The sequence below is a fragment of the Streptomyces sp. NPDC001890 genome (assembly GCF_042891445.1).
In the GTDB taxonomy this organism is placed as follows: Bacteria; Actinomycetota; Actinomycetes; order Streptomycetales; family Streptomycetaceae; genus Streptomyces.
In genome coordinates, this window is the sequence record NZ_JBIATE010000030.1 from 58,610 (window position 1) to 76,638 (window position 18,029).

General features: G+C 71.3%; 7 protein-coding genes. 2 read left to right on the plus strand and 5 right to left on the minus strand.

Annotation, left to right across the window (positions count from 1 at the left end):
* Positions 1–59 precede the first annotated feature (59 nt).
* The gene (locus ACFYY1_RS37400) at positions 60–12,089 is read left to right on the plus strand and encodes a hypothetical protein (RefSeq protein WP_388593711.1); all 12,030 of its coding nucleotides are present in this window, start codon (positions 60–62) and stop codon (positions 12,087–12,089) included.
* A gap of 187 nt (positions 12,090–12,276) precedes the next feature.
* Here ACFYY1_RS37400 and ACFYY1_RS37405 read toward each other — a convergent pair whose 3' ends face one another.
* Together ACFYY1_RS37405 and ACFYY1_RS37410 are read right to left on the minus strand one after the other, a co-directional pair.
* Positions 12,277–12,726, minus strand: a complete 450-nt coding sequence (locus ACFYY1_RS37405; RefSeq protein ID WP_388593714.1) for a hypothetical protein — start codon at positions 12,724–12,726, stop codon at positions 12,277–12,279.
* 81 nt (positions 12,727–12,807) lie between these two features.
* Positions 12,808–13,125: an SH3 domain-containing protein gene (locus ACFYY1_RS37410; RefSeq protein ID WP_388593716.1), complete on the minus strand. Its 318-nt coding sequence runs from the start codon at positions 13,123–13,125 to the stop codon at positions 12,808–12,810.
* A 597-nt stretch (positions 13,126–13,722) separates the two neighbouring features.
* Here ACFYY1_RS37410 and ACFYY1_RS37415 point away from each other — a divergent pair.
* Positions 13,723–14,460, plus strand: a complete 738-nt coding sequence (locus tag ACFYY1_RS37415; RefSeq protein WP_388593718.1) for an IclR family transcriptional regulator — start codon at positions 13,723–13,725, stop codon at positions 14,458–14,460.
* A gap of 335 nt (positions 14,461–14,795) precedes the next feature.
* Here the strand turns inward: ACFYY1_RS37415 and ACFYY1_RS37420 are convergent, their stop codons facing one another.
* From ACFYY1_RS37420 to ACFYY1_RS37430, 3 genes are all read right to left on the minus strand, one after another.
* Positions 14,796–15,695: a plasmid pRiA4b ORF-3 family protein gene (locus tag ACFYY1_RS37420; RefSeq protein WP_388593720.1), complete on the minus strand. Its 900-nt coding sequence runs from the start codon at positions 15,693–15,695 to the stop codon at positions 14,796–14,798.
* Positions 15,696–15,820: 125 nt separating this feature from the next.
* Entirely contained in the window at positions 15,821–17,323 is a 1,503-nt protein-coding gene (locus tag ACFYY1_RS37425; protein WP_388593722.1) for a 3'-5' exonuclease, read from the minus strand.
* Positions 17,320–17,853, minus strand: a complete 534-nt coding sequence (locus ACFYY1_RS37430; RefSeq protein WP_388593725.1) for a hypothetical protein — start codon at positions 17,851–17,853, stop codon at positions 17,320–17,322. Before ACFYY1_RS37430 ends, ACFYY1_RS37425 begins: the two co-directional genes overlap by 4 nt.
* Between the last annotated feature and the right edge of the window lie 176 nt (positions 17,854–18,029).

Here is an 18,029-nt window from a genome sequence, read left to right on the forward strand (position 1 = left end):
ACCGCCCGCCGGGCCGTCGGCGCTGAGGCTGCGCCGGGCCCCGCAGCTTGGAGAACGACATGTCCAACCCCGTCGAAACCCCGGTCACCCCTGCCCCTGAACCCGATCCGGAACGCCGCCTGGGGCCGATCGGGCGGGCCCGCGCCGCCCTGGCGGCCGTCGAGACCCTGGTTCGACTGCGGGAGGATCAGGCCCAGCCGACGCCCGAGGACCTCGCCACCTTCGACAACTGGCCGGGCTGGGGCCCGCTGGCCCCGGCGCTGGCGGACGACCGTGAGGGCACCTGGTCGGAGATCGGCGAGCAGCTCCAACGGCTGCTGTCCCCGCGGGACTACCGGCAGGCCGAACAGGGAACCTCCACCGCCTTCTACACGCCTGCGCCGATCGTTGACGCGTGCTGGTCGGCGCTGCGAGACCTCAACTTCACAGGCGGACGCCTCTTCGAGCCCGGCTTCGGTATGAGTAAGTTCGCGGCGCGCACTCCACCTGGGCTCAACGTCAAGTGGTTCGGCATCGAACGCGACCCGACCACCGCGGGCATCGCCGCACTTCGGTACCCGAACGTCGAGATCATCAACGCGCGACTCCAGGACGCCGGACTCCAGTCGAACAGCGTGGACGCCGTCTTGGGCAACGTGCCGTACGGCAACTTTCCCGTGCACGACAAGACCGCGCCGAAGGCGGTCACCGACTCGATCCACAACTACTTCATCTGGCGCTCGGTGCAGGCCCTGCGGCCCGGCGGCGTCGCCATCCTGCTGACCTCCCGCTACACGATGGACTCCGCGGACGACTCTGCCCGCCGCGCCATTGCCAAGCACGCCGACCTGTTGGGCGCCGTTCGGCTGCCCAACGGTGCGCTCGCCGAGGGCGGCACCGGTGTCCTGGCCGACATCCTCATCGTCCGCCGGCGCGACACCGACGGGCCCGTGGACGACAGCTGGATGGAGGTCACCGAGGTCCCGACGGTCTCCGGCCAGTACGTCAACGACTACTTCCACGCTCACCCCGAGCACGTGCTCGGTGAGTTCGAGCAGGGCCGGGCCGCGCAGTACGGGCACACCCTGGCGGTGAAGCCCCCCGAGGGCCAGGACCTCGCGGCCGCGCTCGGTGGCGCCTTTGACAGCATCACCGCCGCCGCCCGCACGGCGGGCCGTGAGTGGCGCGTCGCGGTCGGCGCGCAGCCGTTCACGGAGGACACCCTCCCCTTCCCCATCCGCGAGGACGGCCGGAAGGAAGGCTCCTTCCACCTCGTGGAGGGCAAGCCGCACGAGGTGATCGACGGCGAGCTGGTCGCCGTCGAGCGCGCGGGCAAGGAACTGCCCAAGCTGATCGCGCTGCGGGATGCCACGCTCAAGCTGATCGAGGCGGAGACCAACCACGACACCCCCGACGAGCAGCTGGAGCCGCTGCGCGCGGAGGTGAACCGGCTGTACGACTCCTACGTCCGGACGCACGGCCCGATCAACCGCTTCAACGTCGTTGAGGGCCAGGTCGATGAGGAGACCGGAGAGAAGACGGTCAGCCGCCGGTACCCGCGGCTGGGAGGGTTCCGCCGCGACCCGGACGTCGTCTCGGTCCTGGCCCTGGAGGACTTCGACGACGAGACGAAGACGGCACACAAGGCGGCGCTGCTCACCCGCCGGGTCAACCGGCGTATCGAGCGGCCGACGTCGGCGGAAACGCCGGAAGAGGCGCTGTCGCTGTGCCTCAACTTCAAGAACAAGATCGACGTCCCCACCATCGCGCAGCTGCTCGGGATCGAAGAGGACCAGGTCCACGGCACGCTCGGTGACCTGGTCTTCCCCGACCCGGACACCGGTGAGCTGCTGACCAAGGGCGCGTACCTGTCCGGTGAGGTCGTGGACAAGCTGGAGCGCGCCGAGTTCCTGCTGTCGCAGGGACGCGACGACCTCCAGCGGCACGTCGATGAACTGCGCCAGGTGCAGCCCGAACCGCTGCCGCCGGAAGACATCAAGGCCAAGCTCGGCGCCCCGTGGATCCCGGTGGAGGACGTCACCGCCTTCGCCGAGGAGATGCTGGGCGTGCGCGTCGACATCGTCCACGTCGCCAAGACGGCGACGTGGAGCGTCGATCAGCCGATGACGCTGCCGGAGGCCGCGACCAGCGAGTGGGGCACCGCCCGCGTCAACGCCTTCGAGCTGCTCGACCTCGCGCTGAACGGGCAGGCCCCGAAGGTCTACGACACCTTCAACACGCCCGGCGGCGGGTCGCGGCGGGTCCGCAACGACAAGGAGACGATGCTCGCGGAGTCGAAGCAGACGGCGCTGATGCGCCGCTTCGCGAGCTGGGTGTGGGAGGACCCCGACCGGGCGGACCGCCTGGCCGCGGACTACAACCGCATCTTCAACTCCTGGGTGCTGCCCAAGCACGACGGCTCCCACCTGACGGTCGACGGCATGGACCCGGAGTTCAAGCCGTACGAGCACCAGTGGGACTTCGTCCAGCGCGTGCTGAGCGCGGACGAGGGCTCGCTGTGCCCGTACCCGGTCGGCGCCGGCAAGACCGCCACCATGTTCATGACGGCGGTCAAGCTCAAGCAACTCGGCCTGGTCAACAAGCCGATGATCGTCGTCCCCAACCACCTGCTGGAACAGATCTCCCGCGACGGCAAGAAGCTGTTCCAGAACGCCCGGATCCTCATGGCGGGCAAGAAGGACCTCGCCGACGCCCGCTCGCGCATGCTGTTCGCGGCCCGGTGCGCCACCGGCGACTGGGACGCGATCGTCATGACGCACAACTCCTTCGGCCGCCTCGGGGTCCACCCCGTCACCGAGGCGACGTACCTGGAGGAGCTGGCCAACGAGTACCGCGTCGCGCTGGGCGCGGTCGACGGCGACGACGGCAATCAGCGGCGCATCAAAGAGATCGCCAAGATGGTCGACCGGTTCGACGCCCGCGCGTCCGACCTGCGCTCCAAGGCCATCGACGCCGGTGTCACGTACGAGAACCTCGGCGTCGACTTCCTCCAGGTCGATGAGGCCCACCTCTTCAAGAACCTCGCCTTGCCGGCCACGACCGAGGGCATGTCCCTGGGTAAGCCGTCCAAGCGGGCCACCGACCTCGACCTGAAACTCATCGTCACCCGCGAGCGCACGGGCCGGGAGAACGTCTCCGCTCTCTACAGCGGCACGTTCATCTCGAACTCGGTGCGCGAGATGTTCGTCTTCAAGCACTACACGATGCCCAAGCGCCTGGAGAAGCTCGGGCTGGCGAGCCCGGACGCCTGGGCCGCGAACTTCATCCAGTTCGAGACCAAGCCCGAGGTCGGGGTCGACGGCGTCTCCTTCCGCCTCAAGCGGCGCCCGGTGGAGTACACCAACGCCGACGACGCCCTCGCCCTGTTCTCGGAGGTCGCCGAACTCCGGCCGCCCGAGGCCTTCAAGATCAAGCGCCCCAAGCGCGTCGACCGCTTCGTGGAGATCGACGCCACCCCCAACCTGGTCAACTACGTCGGCACCATCTCCGACCGCATCGACAAGATCCAGGGCGGCAAGGTCAAGCCGTACGAAGACAACATGCTCAACGTCATCACGGACGGCCGCAAAGCCGCCCTGGACCTAGAGCTGGTCGGCGTGGAACCGGACGGCCCGGGCAAGGCCGGGGCCATCGCCAAGAACGTGCTGGAGGTCTACCACCGCACCAAGGACCTCAAGCTGCCCGGTGACCCCGAAGGCGTCGCCGGCGGGTTGCAAGTCCTCTTCTGCGACCTCGGCACCCCCAGTAAGGACAAGGGCAGTCAGGTCTACGGGAAGATCCGCCGCTACCTGATCGACGGGATGCCGGAGGAAGGGCTCGGAGGGATCCCGCGCGAGCGGATCAAGTTCATCCACGACTACAACTCCGACCTGGCCAAGGAGCAACTGTTCACCGCCTGCCGCGCGGGTGAGGTCAGCGTGCTGTTCTCGTCCTCGGTCAAGGGCGCGACGGGTGTCAACGTCCAGACCCGTGGCGTGGCACTGCACCACGCCGATCCGCCTCACCGGCCTGACGAGTGGGCGCAGCGCGAGGGCCGCCTCGACCGCCCCGGCAACAAGCTCATCGACATCGACATGGAAGTCGAGTTCTACCGCTACCTCGCGCTGAACAGTTTCGACAGCTACATGTTCCAGCAGCTGGAGCGTAAGCAGCGGCCCATCGTGCAGATCATGTCCGGCCAGAAGGTCGGCCGTGTCATTCAGGAGATCGACCCCGTCGGCGCGGGCTTCGGGCGGGCCAAGGCCATCGTCGCGGGCAACCCGCTACTGATGGACCTGGCCGACGTCAACGGTGAGTTGAACGTCCTGCTCAACGAGGCCGACGGGCACCGCCAGGCGCAGGCGCGCATGAAGCGCAAGGTTGAGGTCCTCTCCGAGACGATCCAGAAGGCTGAGCGTGACCTGCCCGGCATGCGCACCATGGCCGACGCGGTGACCGCTGCTGGCGACGACGACACATGGCGCACCGCGGACGGCCGCCTCATCGACCCCGACGATGTCGCCGGGGTGCTCGCGCAGACGGCGCAGGGCTCCAAGCCCACCCTCGACCTGGACGCCGGGTATCGCTGGCGCGGCCTGAACGTCGGCTTCACCTGGCTCCGCAAGCAGCAGTTCAACTCGATCGCCTACGAGTCGTGGGCGCACCTGGTCGCCGGTGAGCACCAGGTCGACGTCCGGCTGAACCTGCCGTGGTTCGGCAAGGGGCAGGCCTGGCGCATCGTCAAGGCGCTGGGCGATGCGGCCGACGAAGCGGTGAGCGCCCCCGCCGCGATCGAGCAGAAGGTCGCCAAGCAGCGTGCCGCGCTCGAAGACACGCAGTCCCACATCGGCCGCCCCTTCGACAAGCGCGCTGAACTGGAGGACGTCCGCGCCCGCAAGGAGGCACTGGAAGCGCGGATCTCCGCCAGTGCGGTCTCCTCCGGCGACGAGAGCCAGGACGGCCCGCCGTTCGAGCCCGGGGCCGCCGGCGCGGAGATGACCGAGGCGGAGATGGCGATGCATGACGCCGCCGTCATGGCCGGGGCGGTCGGGGGAACCGTCATTGTCCGCAGCGAGGGCCAGATCATCGGCGGCGCCCGGCCGGTCGACAGCACGGGTGCGGATCCGCAGGCAACCGACCGCACGTCGCGTCTGCGGGCGGAGATCCTGCGGGTCCTCACCGAGGCAGGCACCGCCGACAGCGACGTGACGGCGTGGGCACAGATCGACGCCAACGAGGGCGCCCCGTTCCGCGAGGCCTTTGCCGAGTGGGCGCAGGAGTGGGCCCAGGACCTCTTCAACCGCCCCGAGGACCGCCCGGTGTGGCTGCGCGCCTGGCTCGAACCCGAAGCCGCTGACACGCGCCGGACGTTGCTCGCGGAGGCCGCAGAGACCGTCTGGCAGCAGGCCCGGGCCGCCACCGACCCCGAAGGGCCGCCCGCACCGGAGATGGTCGAGACCGCGGCCCTCCTGCGGTACTACGAGCCGCTGCTCCAGCGCCACGGCGTGGACGGTGGCGCGGCGGCCGCCGACTACATCACACGTCCCGGCTACGGCTTCGAGCCGGACGTGCGCAACCCCCTGTACGACCTGGTCGCCCGGATCGACAACGCAGCCGGACGACTCGGAGGCATCGACCGCGACCAGAACCGCTACGGCGACTGGTCCATGGTTCACGTCGGGCTGCCCCGGCTGGAAGCCTCGCAACAGCTGTACGACGTCTCGATCAGCCTGACGAACGTGATGACCGGCGCGGGTACGGCCGTGGGCAGTGTCGATCTGGAGGCGATCCTCGCCGCCCCGCCCGGCACCGTCATCGACCTCCCGCCGCTGCCGGAGAGCACCCCCGCGCCCACGCCCGAAGCCGAGACGAACCAGGACACCGACGCACAGCAGACCCCACCGACCCCGGCCTCCGGCCCGGCGCCGGCCCCGGGCGGACCCGCCGACCCGGCGCCCGAACCGGAGGAATCCGCCCCGGACACCCCGGCGCCCCCGGCACCCGACACCCCGCCGAACGAGGGCGCGGCCGCGCCGACCACGACTTCGGCGGACCCGCCGGCCAGCCCTCCCGGGCAGGCACCCTTGCAGGACCTGATCGACACCTTCGGGGACCGCGTCATGGTCGGCCACATCGGCGGCCCGCAGCCCGCGCGCACCCACCAGTCCGCCGGGTGGGCCGTCATGGCGGTGCTCAGCGAGGACCAGGTGCGCGGGCTGGTCAGTGCCGTCGCGGTCGACGGTCAGCCGGTCAGCATGGAGCCCGGCGTCATGCCCACCGACCGCGTACGGGGGTGGATCGCCGAGCAGCAGCAGGCGCCGACGGCGGCCTTCTTCGCCTCCACCAGCAGCGAGCTGCCGCCCGCCCTGCGCGGCGACGGGGACGTCCACCTGTCGGCCCGCACTGACGGGCTGACCATCGAGCAGGGCGACGTCACCACCACGATCCTGTGGGAGGAACTCCCGGCCTGGATCGACGCCGCCGTCGCGCACGACAGCGCCAACCGCTCCAGCAGCCTGCCCGCGTGGCGCTACGGCCGCCTGGACCACGAGATCCACTTCCGGCGCGACGAGCGCAACCAGTCCGCGGCCCTGGCGCTGAACGCTCTGGCCGACGCGCTGCGCGAGACCGTGGCCCCGACCGACGAGCAGCTCGCCGAAGCACGCGACCGGTACGCCCCGCCGACCGCGGCCGCGCCCGTCACGACCACGAACCCCGCGGTCGACGCTCCCGCGGAGGAGAGCGCACCGGAGGAGTCCGCGCAGCGGCTTCCCGAGGACGCCTCGCCGGTCCCGGGCGCCGAGGGATACCACTACACCGAGGAAGGGCGCACCGTCCGCCTCTACACCGAGCCGGGCGAAGAGGTCGGCACCGCGAAGTGGAGCTACACCAAGTACCGGTACCTGGGCGACGTGAACGGCGACGTGGTCCGGGGCACCGAGGACGGCGCCACCGTGGCCAAGCGCATGGCCAACCACCACGCAGTCGTCTACGGCGACAAGGTGCACCGTCCGACGCTCGATGACCAGGGCCGTGACCCGGTCTGGATCTTGCACAACGGTTCCGACACCCTCGTCTTCGGCGTGAGCCCGCAGGACGACACCGCGAAGGCGGCGATGTGGACCGGCGGCGGCTTCAAGGAGTCCCGCAAGGTCGGCGGCTGGTACCTGCCCCGCACCTGGAAGGAGCCGACCCGCAGGCAGCGCGTGGACGACGCCGTGCGGGTCCTCGCGGCCGCCGGGCGCACGGTCACGGTGCACACCACCCGGGAGGAGCGCCAGCAGCCTCCCGAGCCGCCCGCGCGGCTGCCGGAGCTGATCGTGACGGCGCCGAACCTGGACGAGGTGCCGCAGTTCTTCAACGCCACCCCGTTCACCGACCAGGACGATCTGGCGGACGTGCAGCGGCTGGAGACCGCCTACGCCCGGTGGGGCCAGCACCCCACCGTGCGGGCTTACCTCAGCCAGGACAACGACAGGCGACCCGACGGCTTCGGCACCCCGGACAACCCCATCGCCGAACTGCACATCGCCTACCACCGGGCCCGGTTGGCGTTGCGGGAACCCGTCCCGGGGGGACCGGACGAGATCGTCCGCCGGGTCTACGGCGTGGCCGCCTGGTGCCAGGCGCTGGAGCCCGTCGTGGAACAGGATCTCCTTGACCCGCTCCAGGACCTGTACGCGGCGGCCCACGGCCTCGCCGCCCGCTCGCAGGCCACCATCGCGGCCCTGACCGCAGAACAGGCTGCGGCCGCCGAGGACGCACCCGCGCCCGCCCCGGAGCCGCAGGCGCCGGACGCTGCTCAGCAGGAGTCGGGCACCGGGGACCAGCCGCTCGAACCCGCCCCCGCTCCGAGCGAGACCACCCCGGCGGCCGCCGCCGAGGAGCAGGGTCCGGCCGACCCCCCGGTCACCCCGGAACCGCCCGTGGCGCCGCTGGCGCCTGCGCCGGACGCTGCCGCCGAGCCTCCGACCGACGTGGCTGTACCCGAGGGCTACCAGCCGTTCAGCGACAGCTCGGTGGAACTGGTGCCGGGCGATGTGGTCCGCGAGGGCTGGCGGCAGTACATGGAGGACCGGCACCTCCAGTACCGGACGGTCGTCATCACGGAGGGCCCCGACCCCCGGGACGGCTACTACATCTGCCGACACCAGAACGGCACGGGAAGCCACCGGGTCCACCCTCGGGAGATCGTGGCGGTGCCCGATGGCTCCCGCCTGCTGCCGGAGGCTGGCGCGGAGAAGTCCCGGGAGGAGCTGTTCCAGGAAGCGGTTGACGGACTCTTCACCGGCACCGATCCGCAGCCCGGCGCCACGGACCCGGAGCCGGAGCCGACGCCCGACCCTGCCGCTCCGGAGCAGCAACTTGGCCTGTTCGGCGGGGACAGTACGCCCGCCCCGCAGGAGACACCGCCCGACACCGTGCCCGCCGAGCAGGCGCCTGCGGCTGACGAACTTGCCCAGCTCGCCAGGGTTGAGCTGACCGGAGCAGCGGACATCCGGTACTGGATGCACGGGAGCATGCGACCCGGTGAGCCGGAGACGCTCCAGTTCCATCTCAACCGCCAGACCCGCTCGTACTCGTTCAGCGAGTCCATCTTCAACGGCACCCGTGACGAGTGCCTGGCGTACGTCGAGTCGGCGGCCGCCGTACGGTCTGCCGCCGAAGCGCGGGACCCCGGGGACAAGGACGGCGAGCAGCAGGCGGCGGCGCAGGCGTGGCTGCGTGAAGCCGCCCTCGAAGACCCGGCACCTGATCCCGTGTCGGCCACCGACGTCCCGGAGTTGCAGGCGTCGGATGCCACGGACGAGGAGGGACAGCTCGACCTCTTCGGCGAGGCGGCCCCCGCGCCCGCCCCCGCTGCGCAGCGCCCCAGCCGCCGGCGCGGTCGGCGCGAGCCGGAACCCGCTGTCTCCCCGGGCACCGAGGGGGCGCCCGACGGGCGGCTTGGCGTGTACGGACACGCTGACCACGGCGAGTGCGAGCGCTGCGGCACCCTCGACACCGACCGCTACACCGTGGTGCTGCACTGGATGGGCCCGGACGACGCGGAGATGGCAGCCGAGTGCGGACCCTGCGTCGAACTGACCCTGGGCCTGCCCTACCAGCAGTACCGCAGCCTTGCCGATGTCGCCGAGGCCCGGCGTGACGGCGTGCGCATCCAGCCGCGGCCGCACCCGGAGGGCGACGAGGTTGTCTGCCGGCGCACTGCCGAGAACGAGTGGACCAGCGTCCACCGGCCGACCGGCCAGCGCTACCGCACCGCGAAGGAGACCGAGAGCGGATACAGGGGCTTCGTGACGCGCGAGCTGTCCGGAGTGTCCGTGGGTACCGGCGTCTCCGTCGGCTCCATCCGGGAACTCACCGAACGGGCCGCGCTGGGCCGCACCGCCGAGACCCACCCCAACGACAGCGACGACTGGGTCTACTTCTCGTACGGCCAGAACCTGAAGGAACTCGGCGTTCCCGAGGGCGAGACCATCACGGCCCGCTCCACCGGCGCCCGCCGGAACCGGGCTCCGTTGGAGCACGGCCCGATGTGGGACCTCAGCATCGGCGGCACCGACTTCACGGTGGAGATGGTCTACCAGCAGGGGCTCCCCGGCTACGACGGTCACCGCCTGGCCGTGACGGGCCCCGAGGACACGAGCACGCGGTCCGAACAGTGGCAAGGCGTGCTGGAGTGGGCCCGCGAGCGGGTGCGCGCAGCCGGGACGGAGCAGCCGGACGCGATGACCGCAGCGCCGCCGGCGGTACAGCAGGAGACGGTGCAGTCCGTTCCCGACCCTGAGCCCGAGCAGGCCCCTGCCGACGTGGCGGCCGCCGAGGAGTCGGCCGCGCCGGACGACACTCCCGCGCCGGACGACGCAGTGACCGAGGAATCAGTACAGCCCGAGCAGGAGGAAGCAGTGGCAGGCGAGCCGGAACCCACCGCCGTCGTGACGGACGCCGTCCCGGCCGTCGACCCGCCCGCGGACGGCCTCCCCGCGGAGACACCCGTGGAGGAGGAGGAAGTCGTCCCCGCCGTGGATGTCGAAGACCCGCCCGCGCCCCGGACCTTCGCGGAGACGGCCCCGCTCGCCGCGGACGCCCGCTACCAGCTCCGGCTGACCAGCGTGGAAGGCGAAGGCCTGCGCAACGGCGAGCTGCTGTACGGCGAGGCCACCATTGCCGCCGTCCGCCTGTCCGCCGACGGGCGCTGGTTCGCGCAGACGACGATCGACGGCTCGCCCGCCGACGTCACCTCGCTCAACGGCTCGCCGCAGGACGCCGCGCATCAGGGCGCGATCATGTTCGCGGTCATCACCGGGGAGCCCTACGGCGAACCGCCGGTGGCGGCCGACGCCCGGGGGCGGCTGTCGCGGGCGGACGTGCTGCGCGTCGAACTGCGCACCGCAGCCGAGGAGCACCTGCGCACCATCACCGTCGTGGCCGCGCGGGCGAACCCGAACTACCCGCAGAACCCGCAGTTCCAGGCCCTGAGCGATCAGCTCGGGAACCTTCGGGTTGCCGACATCGACAACCACGACTCCCGGCAGATGGCCGCGAACCTCACCGCGGTGCAGGAGGCGGTCATCGCCTGGGGCGGCGCCCTCCCGCAGGACCCCGCCCTCGATGAGCGTCAGCACTTCGCGTTCCCGCTCATGAACCTGCTGCACGAGACCATGCGCCTGCACGCACGCCTCCAGGCCACCCTGGAGGCGGTGCAGGCCGACCGCGCCGCCGCCCGGGAACAAGAGACCGCAGCCGTCGCGCCGGCGGAACCCGCCCGCGAGGACAGCGAGCAGCAGACCCCGGTCCCGACGGCCGACCCCGCCCCGGACCCGGCGCCCGCTCCGCCGGTGGAGCCGCCCCCGCCCGCCGAGACGCCCGGCCCGGAGCAGGACGCCGACGCGACCAAGGCGCCGCCGACCGACCAGCCCGCCCCGCTCCCCGACGCCCCGGAGGACACCGAGATGGCCACGCCCGCCCGTCCCGCGACACCCGAGAGCCCCGAGGTCTCCGGCCCGGACAGCGCCGCCGAGCCGGGCGAGGAACAGCTCCCGGCCGACATGACGCAGCGAGAGGGCCGCGTCGAACGCGAGCCCGCCGCCGAGCCTGCGGCCGAACCCGCCCCGCCCGCCGCCGCCGAGGAGCCGGAACTGCCGCTGTGGACCGGCCCGGCGGAGACCTCCGGGCCGGAGGAAGACCGCCCGCTCGACGTCTTCGCGGACTTCACGGCCGTCCAGGAGGCGTGGGACGAACTCGTGCCCGCCGAGAAGGGCACGGGTGCCGACCTCTTCGCCACGGTGGAGGACGAACTCCAGCGACTGGAAACGCTGTTCGCCGACGCCGTCGCCAAGCTCAACCCGCCCGCCGAGCCGCAGCCCGCTCCCGAGGCGGCGCCCACCCCGCCGCCGGCCACCACGGTGCCACCCTCGGAGCCCGCGGCCGCCGCACCGCCCGCCATCGAGCCGGAGAAGGCAGAAGCGGACCGCGACCCGCAGCAGTCGGCGGCCGCGGTGAACACCGCGCTGCGGGAGGCGGACGCCCACGCACCCGCGCTCCAGGACCTGCCGGAGTGGCAGCGCATCCAGAGCGTGCGGGGCGCCTTCGGTCACCTGATGCACGTCATGAAGGAGCGGGCGGGCGAGCACTTCGACAAGCTCATGGCCGACGGCCGCGTCTCCAACTTCGTACGCCGGGTCTCGATCAAGGCGTGCGACAAGGTCGCCGAGTGGGCGACGTCCGCCGCCGACAAGCTCCGTGGCTTTGACGACCGAGGTGCGGAGCAGGGCGGGAAGCTGCCGAGCGCGGAGGCGCTGCTGCGGCTGGGAGACGCGGCCCTCGACTACCGGGGACCGCGACGTGCGGGTGGCGGCGGCACCCCGCCACCCTCGAACGGCGCGGCGGACCCGGCGAACATCCCCGCGATGCGCAAGATGGGGGAGGCCCTGAACAAGCCTCTGCCCGGGGCCAAGCGCGGCGTGTCGGCGGCTGCGGCCCGGGGCCGGTCGACCACCACGAAGCGAGGGAAGAAGCCCGCGCCCGGCGGCAGCGCCGAGCAGGCCGGACACCTTCGCCGCGGCGGCGCCGAGCAGCAGCAGGCGCGCAAGCCCAACCAACGCTGACGACTCAGCCGGAGCCCGGGCGTACCGGGCTCCGGCCGCGCCCTCAGATGTGGTCTATCTGGCCAGATAACCCGTGCGGTCCCCATCAGGCCCTGATGGCGGGGGTCGTGATCACGGTGCAGGGCGTCGTGGGGCCCGGCATCGGCAGCGTGAGGAACTGCTGTTGCCGGGCCCGGGCGGGGTTGGTTCAGGCGCCGCGCAGTGAGCTGCGGGGTGAGAGAGGCGTGCCGCCGCTGATGACGGGCACGGCTTTGAGCTCGCCGGAGAGGGCGGGCCCCTGTGGCAGGGTCGTGCTGGCCTGCCAGTGTGAGACCCGGCCCTCCGTCGTGCGGGCCGGGTACACGTACCGGGCGCTGCTGGTCGACGCCTTGGTCGAGTGCATGGCATCCAGGAGTGTCCCGGCCACTATCTCCCCGCGATCCCTTGCGCACGTGGCGGCTTCCTGCCACACGGCCTTGCCGTTGTTCTCCTCGACGGGCAGCGTCGTGCACACCAGAAGCCGCTGGTTGAGGGACTCCCTCAACCGGCCGCTGGGCATAGCGCCGGCGGGCGGCTCCAGCCGTACGGCGACGACCTGGTCGGCCCGCACCCACTGGTCGGCCACCCAGACCCACGTCGCGCTGAGTTGGGCTGACATGTCTCTCCTCCTCCGTGAGTGGACGACGCAGGGCGGACACCCGGAGGGGTGCCCGCCCTGCACGTGAAACAGCGCGGTCGCCTACGCGACGTGCGCGTAGTGCCAGAAGATCCATCCCGGGACGCCCTTGTGGACGCCCTGACGAACGGTGGCGTAGTACCAGAGGCCCTTGCCGTTGCTGGTCTTGTAGGTGCAGTGGTAGGTGAAATCGGTGCCCTTGCTCAGCTGACCCTTGGAGCTGTAGTTCGTCCCCGGACCGCTCCGGAGGTTCACGTTGTTCGTGCTGGTCTCCCACACGCCTCCGGGCTTGGCGTCCTTGATGTTGCACTTGGACGAGCCGACAGCGTTAGCCGCCGGGGCCACAGCGACGGCGCCGCCCAGGAGGACGGCAGTGGTCATACCTGCGGCCGCCGCACGCATACGAATACTCAAGAGACTTCCCCCGTCTTCATCAATGTCTTTCAGACGTAACTGATGAAGAGTCAAGGCGGTGCCTATCCTGCTGTCAAATTCTTTCGCCTCGCGCAATTCTCGTCATCTCATATGTATTTCGCACCGCGTAATACCCCTGAATATCCGGCTGGTTGAACCGCCTATTTCGCGTCCCGAAAAGCCGTCATTGCGTGTCGCGTAATGCGCAGGTAATGCGCCCCCTTTGTGGCGATGTAAAACCATGCAGGCGTTCCGCGTGGCGCATGTAGGGTTGCGATCACTGGTTCGATTCGTGACCGACGGGGGGTGACGAAGGTCTAGAGGGGTCGGGGGCCGCGTTCGACCGGCAGTGCCGCGCGGACAGCAGGCCTATGGGGACGACCGCCCGCCACCGCACCGCCGGGGGAAAGGGCGGCATGCGCGACAAGGGACAGCATGCTCAGCCGCATCACGCCGAAGGAAATTCACCCTGCCCAAACTCAGCCGGACAATGAACCCGTCGCCGCCCGTGCGGGCGGAACAGTGCACGCGCACCGGGTCATGCTTGTCGTCCAGGCATTCACTATGTTGCCGGGCGCCGATCACGGGCCCAGCGAACTCGCTGCCGTCACGGGCCTGAACATCACTGTCGTCTACCGGATTCTGCAATCCGGGATCGCCACCTCGATCTTTCTGCGAGTGCCACCCGGCCGCTACCGGCTCGGGCCCGGCGCTGCCCGGATCGGCATCCAGGCCATGGCCGCCACCCCCGACGTGGCGGTCGCCCGGCCCGTGCTGGAGCGTCTGAGCCGCGCTGTGGACGGCTTCGCCCTGCTGTGGGTGCTCTCGCCGTACGGCGGCCCGCGCAAGGCCTACGTCGCCAGCGCGCCGGGCCGCTACGACTTCGAGTCGCTCGGGCTCGGCATCACCGACCTGATGGAGGTCGGCCAGTCCCTGCGCGTCGGCGCTTCGGGCCGTGTGATCGCCGCCCACCTCCCCCCGTCCCTGGTCTCCGCCGTCCTGGAGCAGCCGTTCCCCGCCGGCGCCGGGACCGGCGCGGTGCGCGACGCCGCGGCGTACACCGCGACCCTGGCGGAGATCCGCAAGGCGGGCCATGCCGTCTCCCGCGAGGAGGTCACCGGCTGGAGCGCGGTCGCCGCCCCGGTGATGTGGGGCGACGCCGTCTGCGGTGCGGTCTCCGTGCTCAAGCCGTCCTCGCTGATGGAGGACCTGGCGCTGCCCGTCGCCGCGACGACCGCGGCCGCCGAACGGCTCACCCTGCTGGCCTCGGGCGAGAGCGCCCCGTACCCCTTGGCCGGGTAGCACCTCGGCGCCGACCGCGACGCAGGGCCGCCCCGGCACCCGGAAACGGGATGCGGGGGCGGCCCTCGGACGTGTCAGGGTGCGGCGCCACGGGGGGAGCGCCGCACCCTGCGGCCAGCGTAGCGACGTCGCGCTTCACCTGCGGCCTGTTTCCAGCCGCCTCAAACTCACCTCTTAAGAGGTGAGTTTGGCGGTAGGGCATCAAGGGGGGCCTGGCTCTGTTCGGCCTGGCAGGACCCGCATCCGGTCGGCCGGTGTGACGACGACGAGTGCTCGCGCTGTTGGAACCCGCCGGGGTGAAGCCGCGGGGCGGCGAGCGGGCTCCGGCCAACTCGTCAGTCGTTGTACCGAAGGGCTTTGAGGACCAGGGGGCGGGACATCGCACCGTGGACGCGTTTGGCGAGTTCGTTGGCGCTGGCGCCGGTCTTTGCCTGCTCGGCCCGCAGCGCGACGCCGAGGAGGGCGCGGGACTTGTCGACCTTGTCGAGTGCGTCCAGGACGGAGTCGACCGCGTCGGTGATGCTGGGCGGCGGCTCGGTGGTCAATGCCTTGACCGCTTCGACGGCGGGCTCTGGCTGCCCTGAGTCCTCTTCCGGCTCGACCTGGGGGTGGTCAACGGGTTGACCGGTTGTGGCGGGTGCGCCTGGGTATCGGCGGTTGGAGAGGTCGAGGACCTCCCGCTGCCACGGCGCGGGTTCGGGGTAGCCGATGGACTTCGGATCGGCGAGGCTGCGGTTGATCTCGTCGCGGTCGAATGTCGCGGGGTTGTATTTGTGCTGGCCCCACTCGCGTAGTTCGCGGTAGCGGGGGCCTTTGCGGGCCCGGATCGCTCGCAGGGTGCGTTCGTAGCCGAGCGGGCCGCCGCAGTCCTCGGGCGGGCAGGCCCGGCGGCCGGCACTGCACCGGGGATAGTGGGTGTTCGCGGCGGGACGGTGGATCTTCTCGACGGTGATGTGGTGGGTCCAGTGGTCACCGAAGTCGTACACGTACCCTGCGCCCCTGCCTACCTCGGGCAGCATCTGGGCGACGGTGTACGCAGAGGGCTCGCGGCCGTTGTGCCCGTACGTCTCCCACTGGGCGCCGAACTCGTACAGGTGGGCGTCGTCCCAGCCCATGGCGACCTGGATGACGGCGTGCAATCCGGACAGCGGGGTGTGCGAGTAGACGTGGATACGCCGCCACACCACCGGCTCGATGTCCGGCATAGATACTCGTAGTTGGTGCACCGTCTCCACGGGGCAGTATCGGCAGAGGCTCGCTCGCCGCCGGTGGCTGCTGACAGGATTCCTACCGGCGCCCCATCAATGGCGAGGGGCCCCGAACGGTGATTCAGGGCCCCTGTTTGGTCTCACCGTTATCGTCAGCCGTCGGCTGTCGCGGTGGCCGCGAGGACGGACCCGGCGGGCGGCCCGGGCACGGGGTCGCCCGGAGCGGGCGGTCGGGGCGTGAACTCGGTCCCCCTCCCCTTGGACATTTCGATCAGAACCTGCCGGGCTGCCTCGCAGTCTCCGGCTGCACGGTGGCCACCGCCGAGTCGCAGCCAGCGCCGGAGACCGAGCCAGTCCGCGTACGCCTGCATCAGGCAGTACCAGTTGTCCGAGGGCTCCAGGTGCATCGGCTTCTTCTCCGCCCGCGCGATGTCCTTGAGCACGACGGATCGGTCGTACTCGACGTTGTATGCACAGACGGTCCGACCCTTGGTCACCTTGCGGAGGCGGGGGAGGATCTTCTCGAACGGGCGGGCGTCGGCGACCATCTCGTCCGTGATGCCGTGCACCCATAGGGCCCCGTCCTCGATCGGGACGCCGGGATTGACCAGGGTGTCCATCAACTTCTTGCCGGTGGCCGCATCGATCACGGCGATCTCGACCGTGCGGCCAAACAGGTCGGTGGTCTCGGTGTCCACGATGGCCGCACGGCCCGGTTGAAGCAGGTCCCTGGCCTCGCGGGTGATCTTTCCCCACTCGGGGCACAGCACGATCTCGGAGGTGTAAGAACCGGCTTCCGGGTCCTCGGTCAGCTCGCGCCGTACGGTCGCCTTGGTGGGCGCGTCCTCGATCCGCTCCCAGTCCAGCTCCCAGCAGCCGGAGTACGGAGAGTTCCACGCCCACACGGTGACGCCGTGCCGGTCGGCGAGCCTTTGAGCAAAGGCGCGGACGACGGCGGCCCGGGTCGGGGCGAGCTTGGCGTACTCGCGCAGCGGGCTCGGAGCACCCTTGGGCAGACCGCGGGCGGCCTCCCAGTCGACGCCCGGCATGTCCCGCAGCGCGCGGACGTCACCGAGCCGGTACAGCGCGACGGTGACGGTGCGGGAGCGGCCGACCTGGCGCTCGTAGGTGTCCGCCGGCGTAACCCACCCGGCAGACTCCACGTACTTCCAGTCGCTCGCCCGGATCTCCAGCACGTCGCTGGCGGCGGCCTGCGCGGTGACGTACTGCTCGCCGTCGGCCTCCTCGGCGAGCTTGTCCAGGTCGGCGATCAGGTACCGTCCGCCGCGCCCGGTGGTGATGCGGCCCTCGCTGCCCATGCGGTCCAGGTCGCTCCAGTGCCAGCCGATTCGCTCCGACGCGGCGTCGCGGGGCAGGCTTGCCGCCTCCCACGCCAACCGGGCGGCGACCACCGACCGCACCAGGTCGACATCGAGGGCGAGCGCGGCCGCCGTGGCGTACATCGGCCAGCCTTTATAGGAGTCGACCGCGACCAGGTGCTCCTGGTCGACCAGCTCGTCGACGTCGTCGGCGGTGACCGGCTCGCCGGTGTGGTCGGCGAGCAGCCCCGCGATCCGCCGGGCGCCCAACGCTTCGGGCAGGGGCGGCTCCTGGGGCGTGGTTGCCGCGGTGGTCTCGATCACGGTGTCCGTCATGCCTGTACCTCCGTCGTCGCGGTCGTGGCGGGAAGGGCCCGGCGCTGGGCAGCGGGCCAGATGAGCTTGAGGAAGTCCATGCGGCCCCCGTAGCCGCTGATGTCGACGTGGGCGTCCGTCACCTCGTACGGCACGCTGCCCGGCTGCTCGATCCGGGCTGAGGCGGTGGGCCAGGGGATGCCGGGCCGGTCGGGCTCGATGTAGCCGCTGAACCCTTCCTCGTCCGCGTCGCCGCTCCACGCCAGTGCCGGACTGTGCAGCTCGGCGCCGTACACGGTGATCGTCGGGCCTCCCGTGAAGGTCACGGTGGCGGGCGGCCGGACCCCGGCCGGGCCGGGCTCGGGGAGCTTGTCCAGGTCACGCAGCCACTGCTCGGCGACCGCGCGGGGGAAGAGGGGGCTCTCGTCGGTGCCGCCGGTGGCTTCGAGTCCGCCGTGGCGGCGTCGCCAGTTGGCGACGGCCGCGCGACCGACTCCAGCCATGCGGGCGATCTGGGAGAGGTTCACCTTGCACTCGTCGGGGTGGGTCAAGGGATCGTCCTATCTGCTCGTCAAAGAGTCGTAGGGCCGGGGCGGGTGGGTGGGGGGGGGGGGGGGCGGCCCCCCCCCCCCCCCCCCCCCCCCCCCCCCCCCCGCGGGGCGGGGGGGGGGGGGGGGGGCCCCCCCGGGCCCCCCCCCCCCCGCCCCCCCCCCGGCCCCCCCCCGCC

Bases quoted from the DNA above. Each gene is read 5' to 3' on its own strand.
- ACFYY1_RS37400 (WP_388593711.1), top strand. From the start codon at position 60: ATGTCCAACCCCGTCGAAACCCCGGTCACCCCTGCCCCTGAACCCGAT.
- ACFYY1_RS37415 (WP_388593718.1), top strand. From the start codon at position 13,723: ATGTTGCCGGGCGCCGATCACGGGCCCAGCGAACTCGCTGCCGTCACG.
- ACFYY1_RS37425 (WP_388593722.1), bottom strand. From the start codon at position 17,323: ATGACGGACACCGTGATCGAGACCACCGCGGCAACCACGCCCCAGGAG.
- ACFYY1_RS37405 (WP_388593714.1), bottom strand. From the start codon at position 12,726: ATGTCAGCCCAACTCAGCGCGACGTGGGTCTGGGTGGCCGACCAGTGG.
- ACFYY1_RS37410 (WP_388593716.1), bottom strand. From the start codon at position 13,125: ATGACCACTGCCGTCCTCCTGGGCGGCGCCGTCGCTGTGGCCCCGGCG.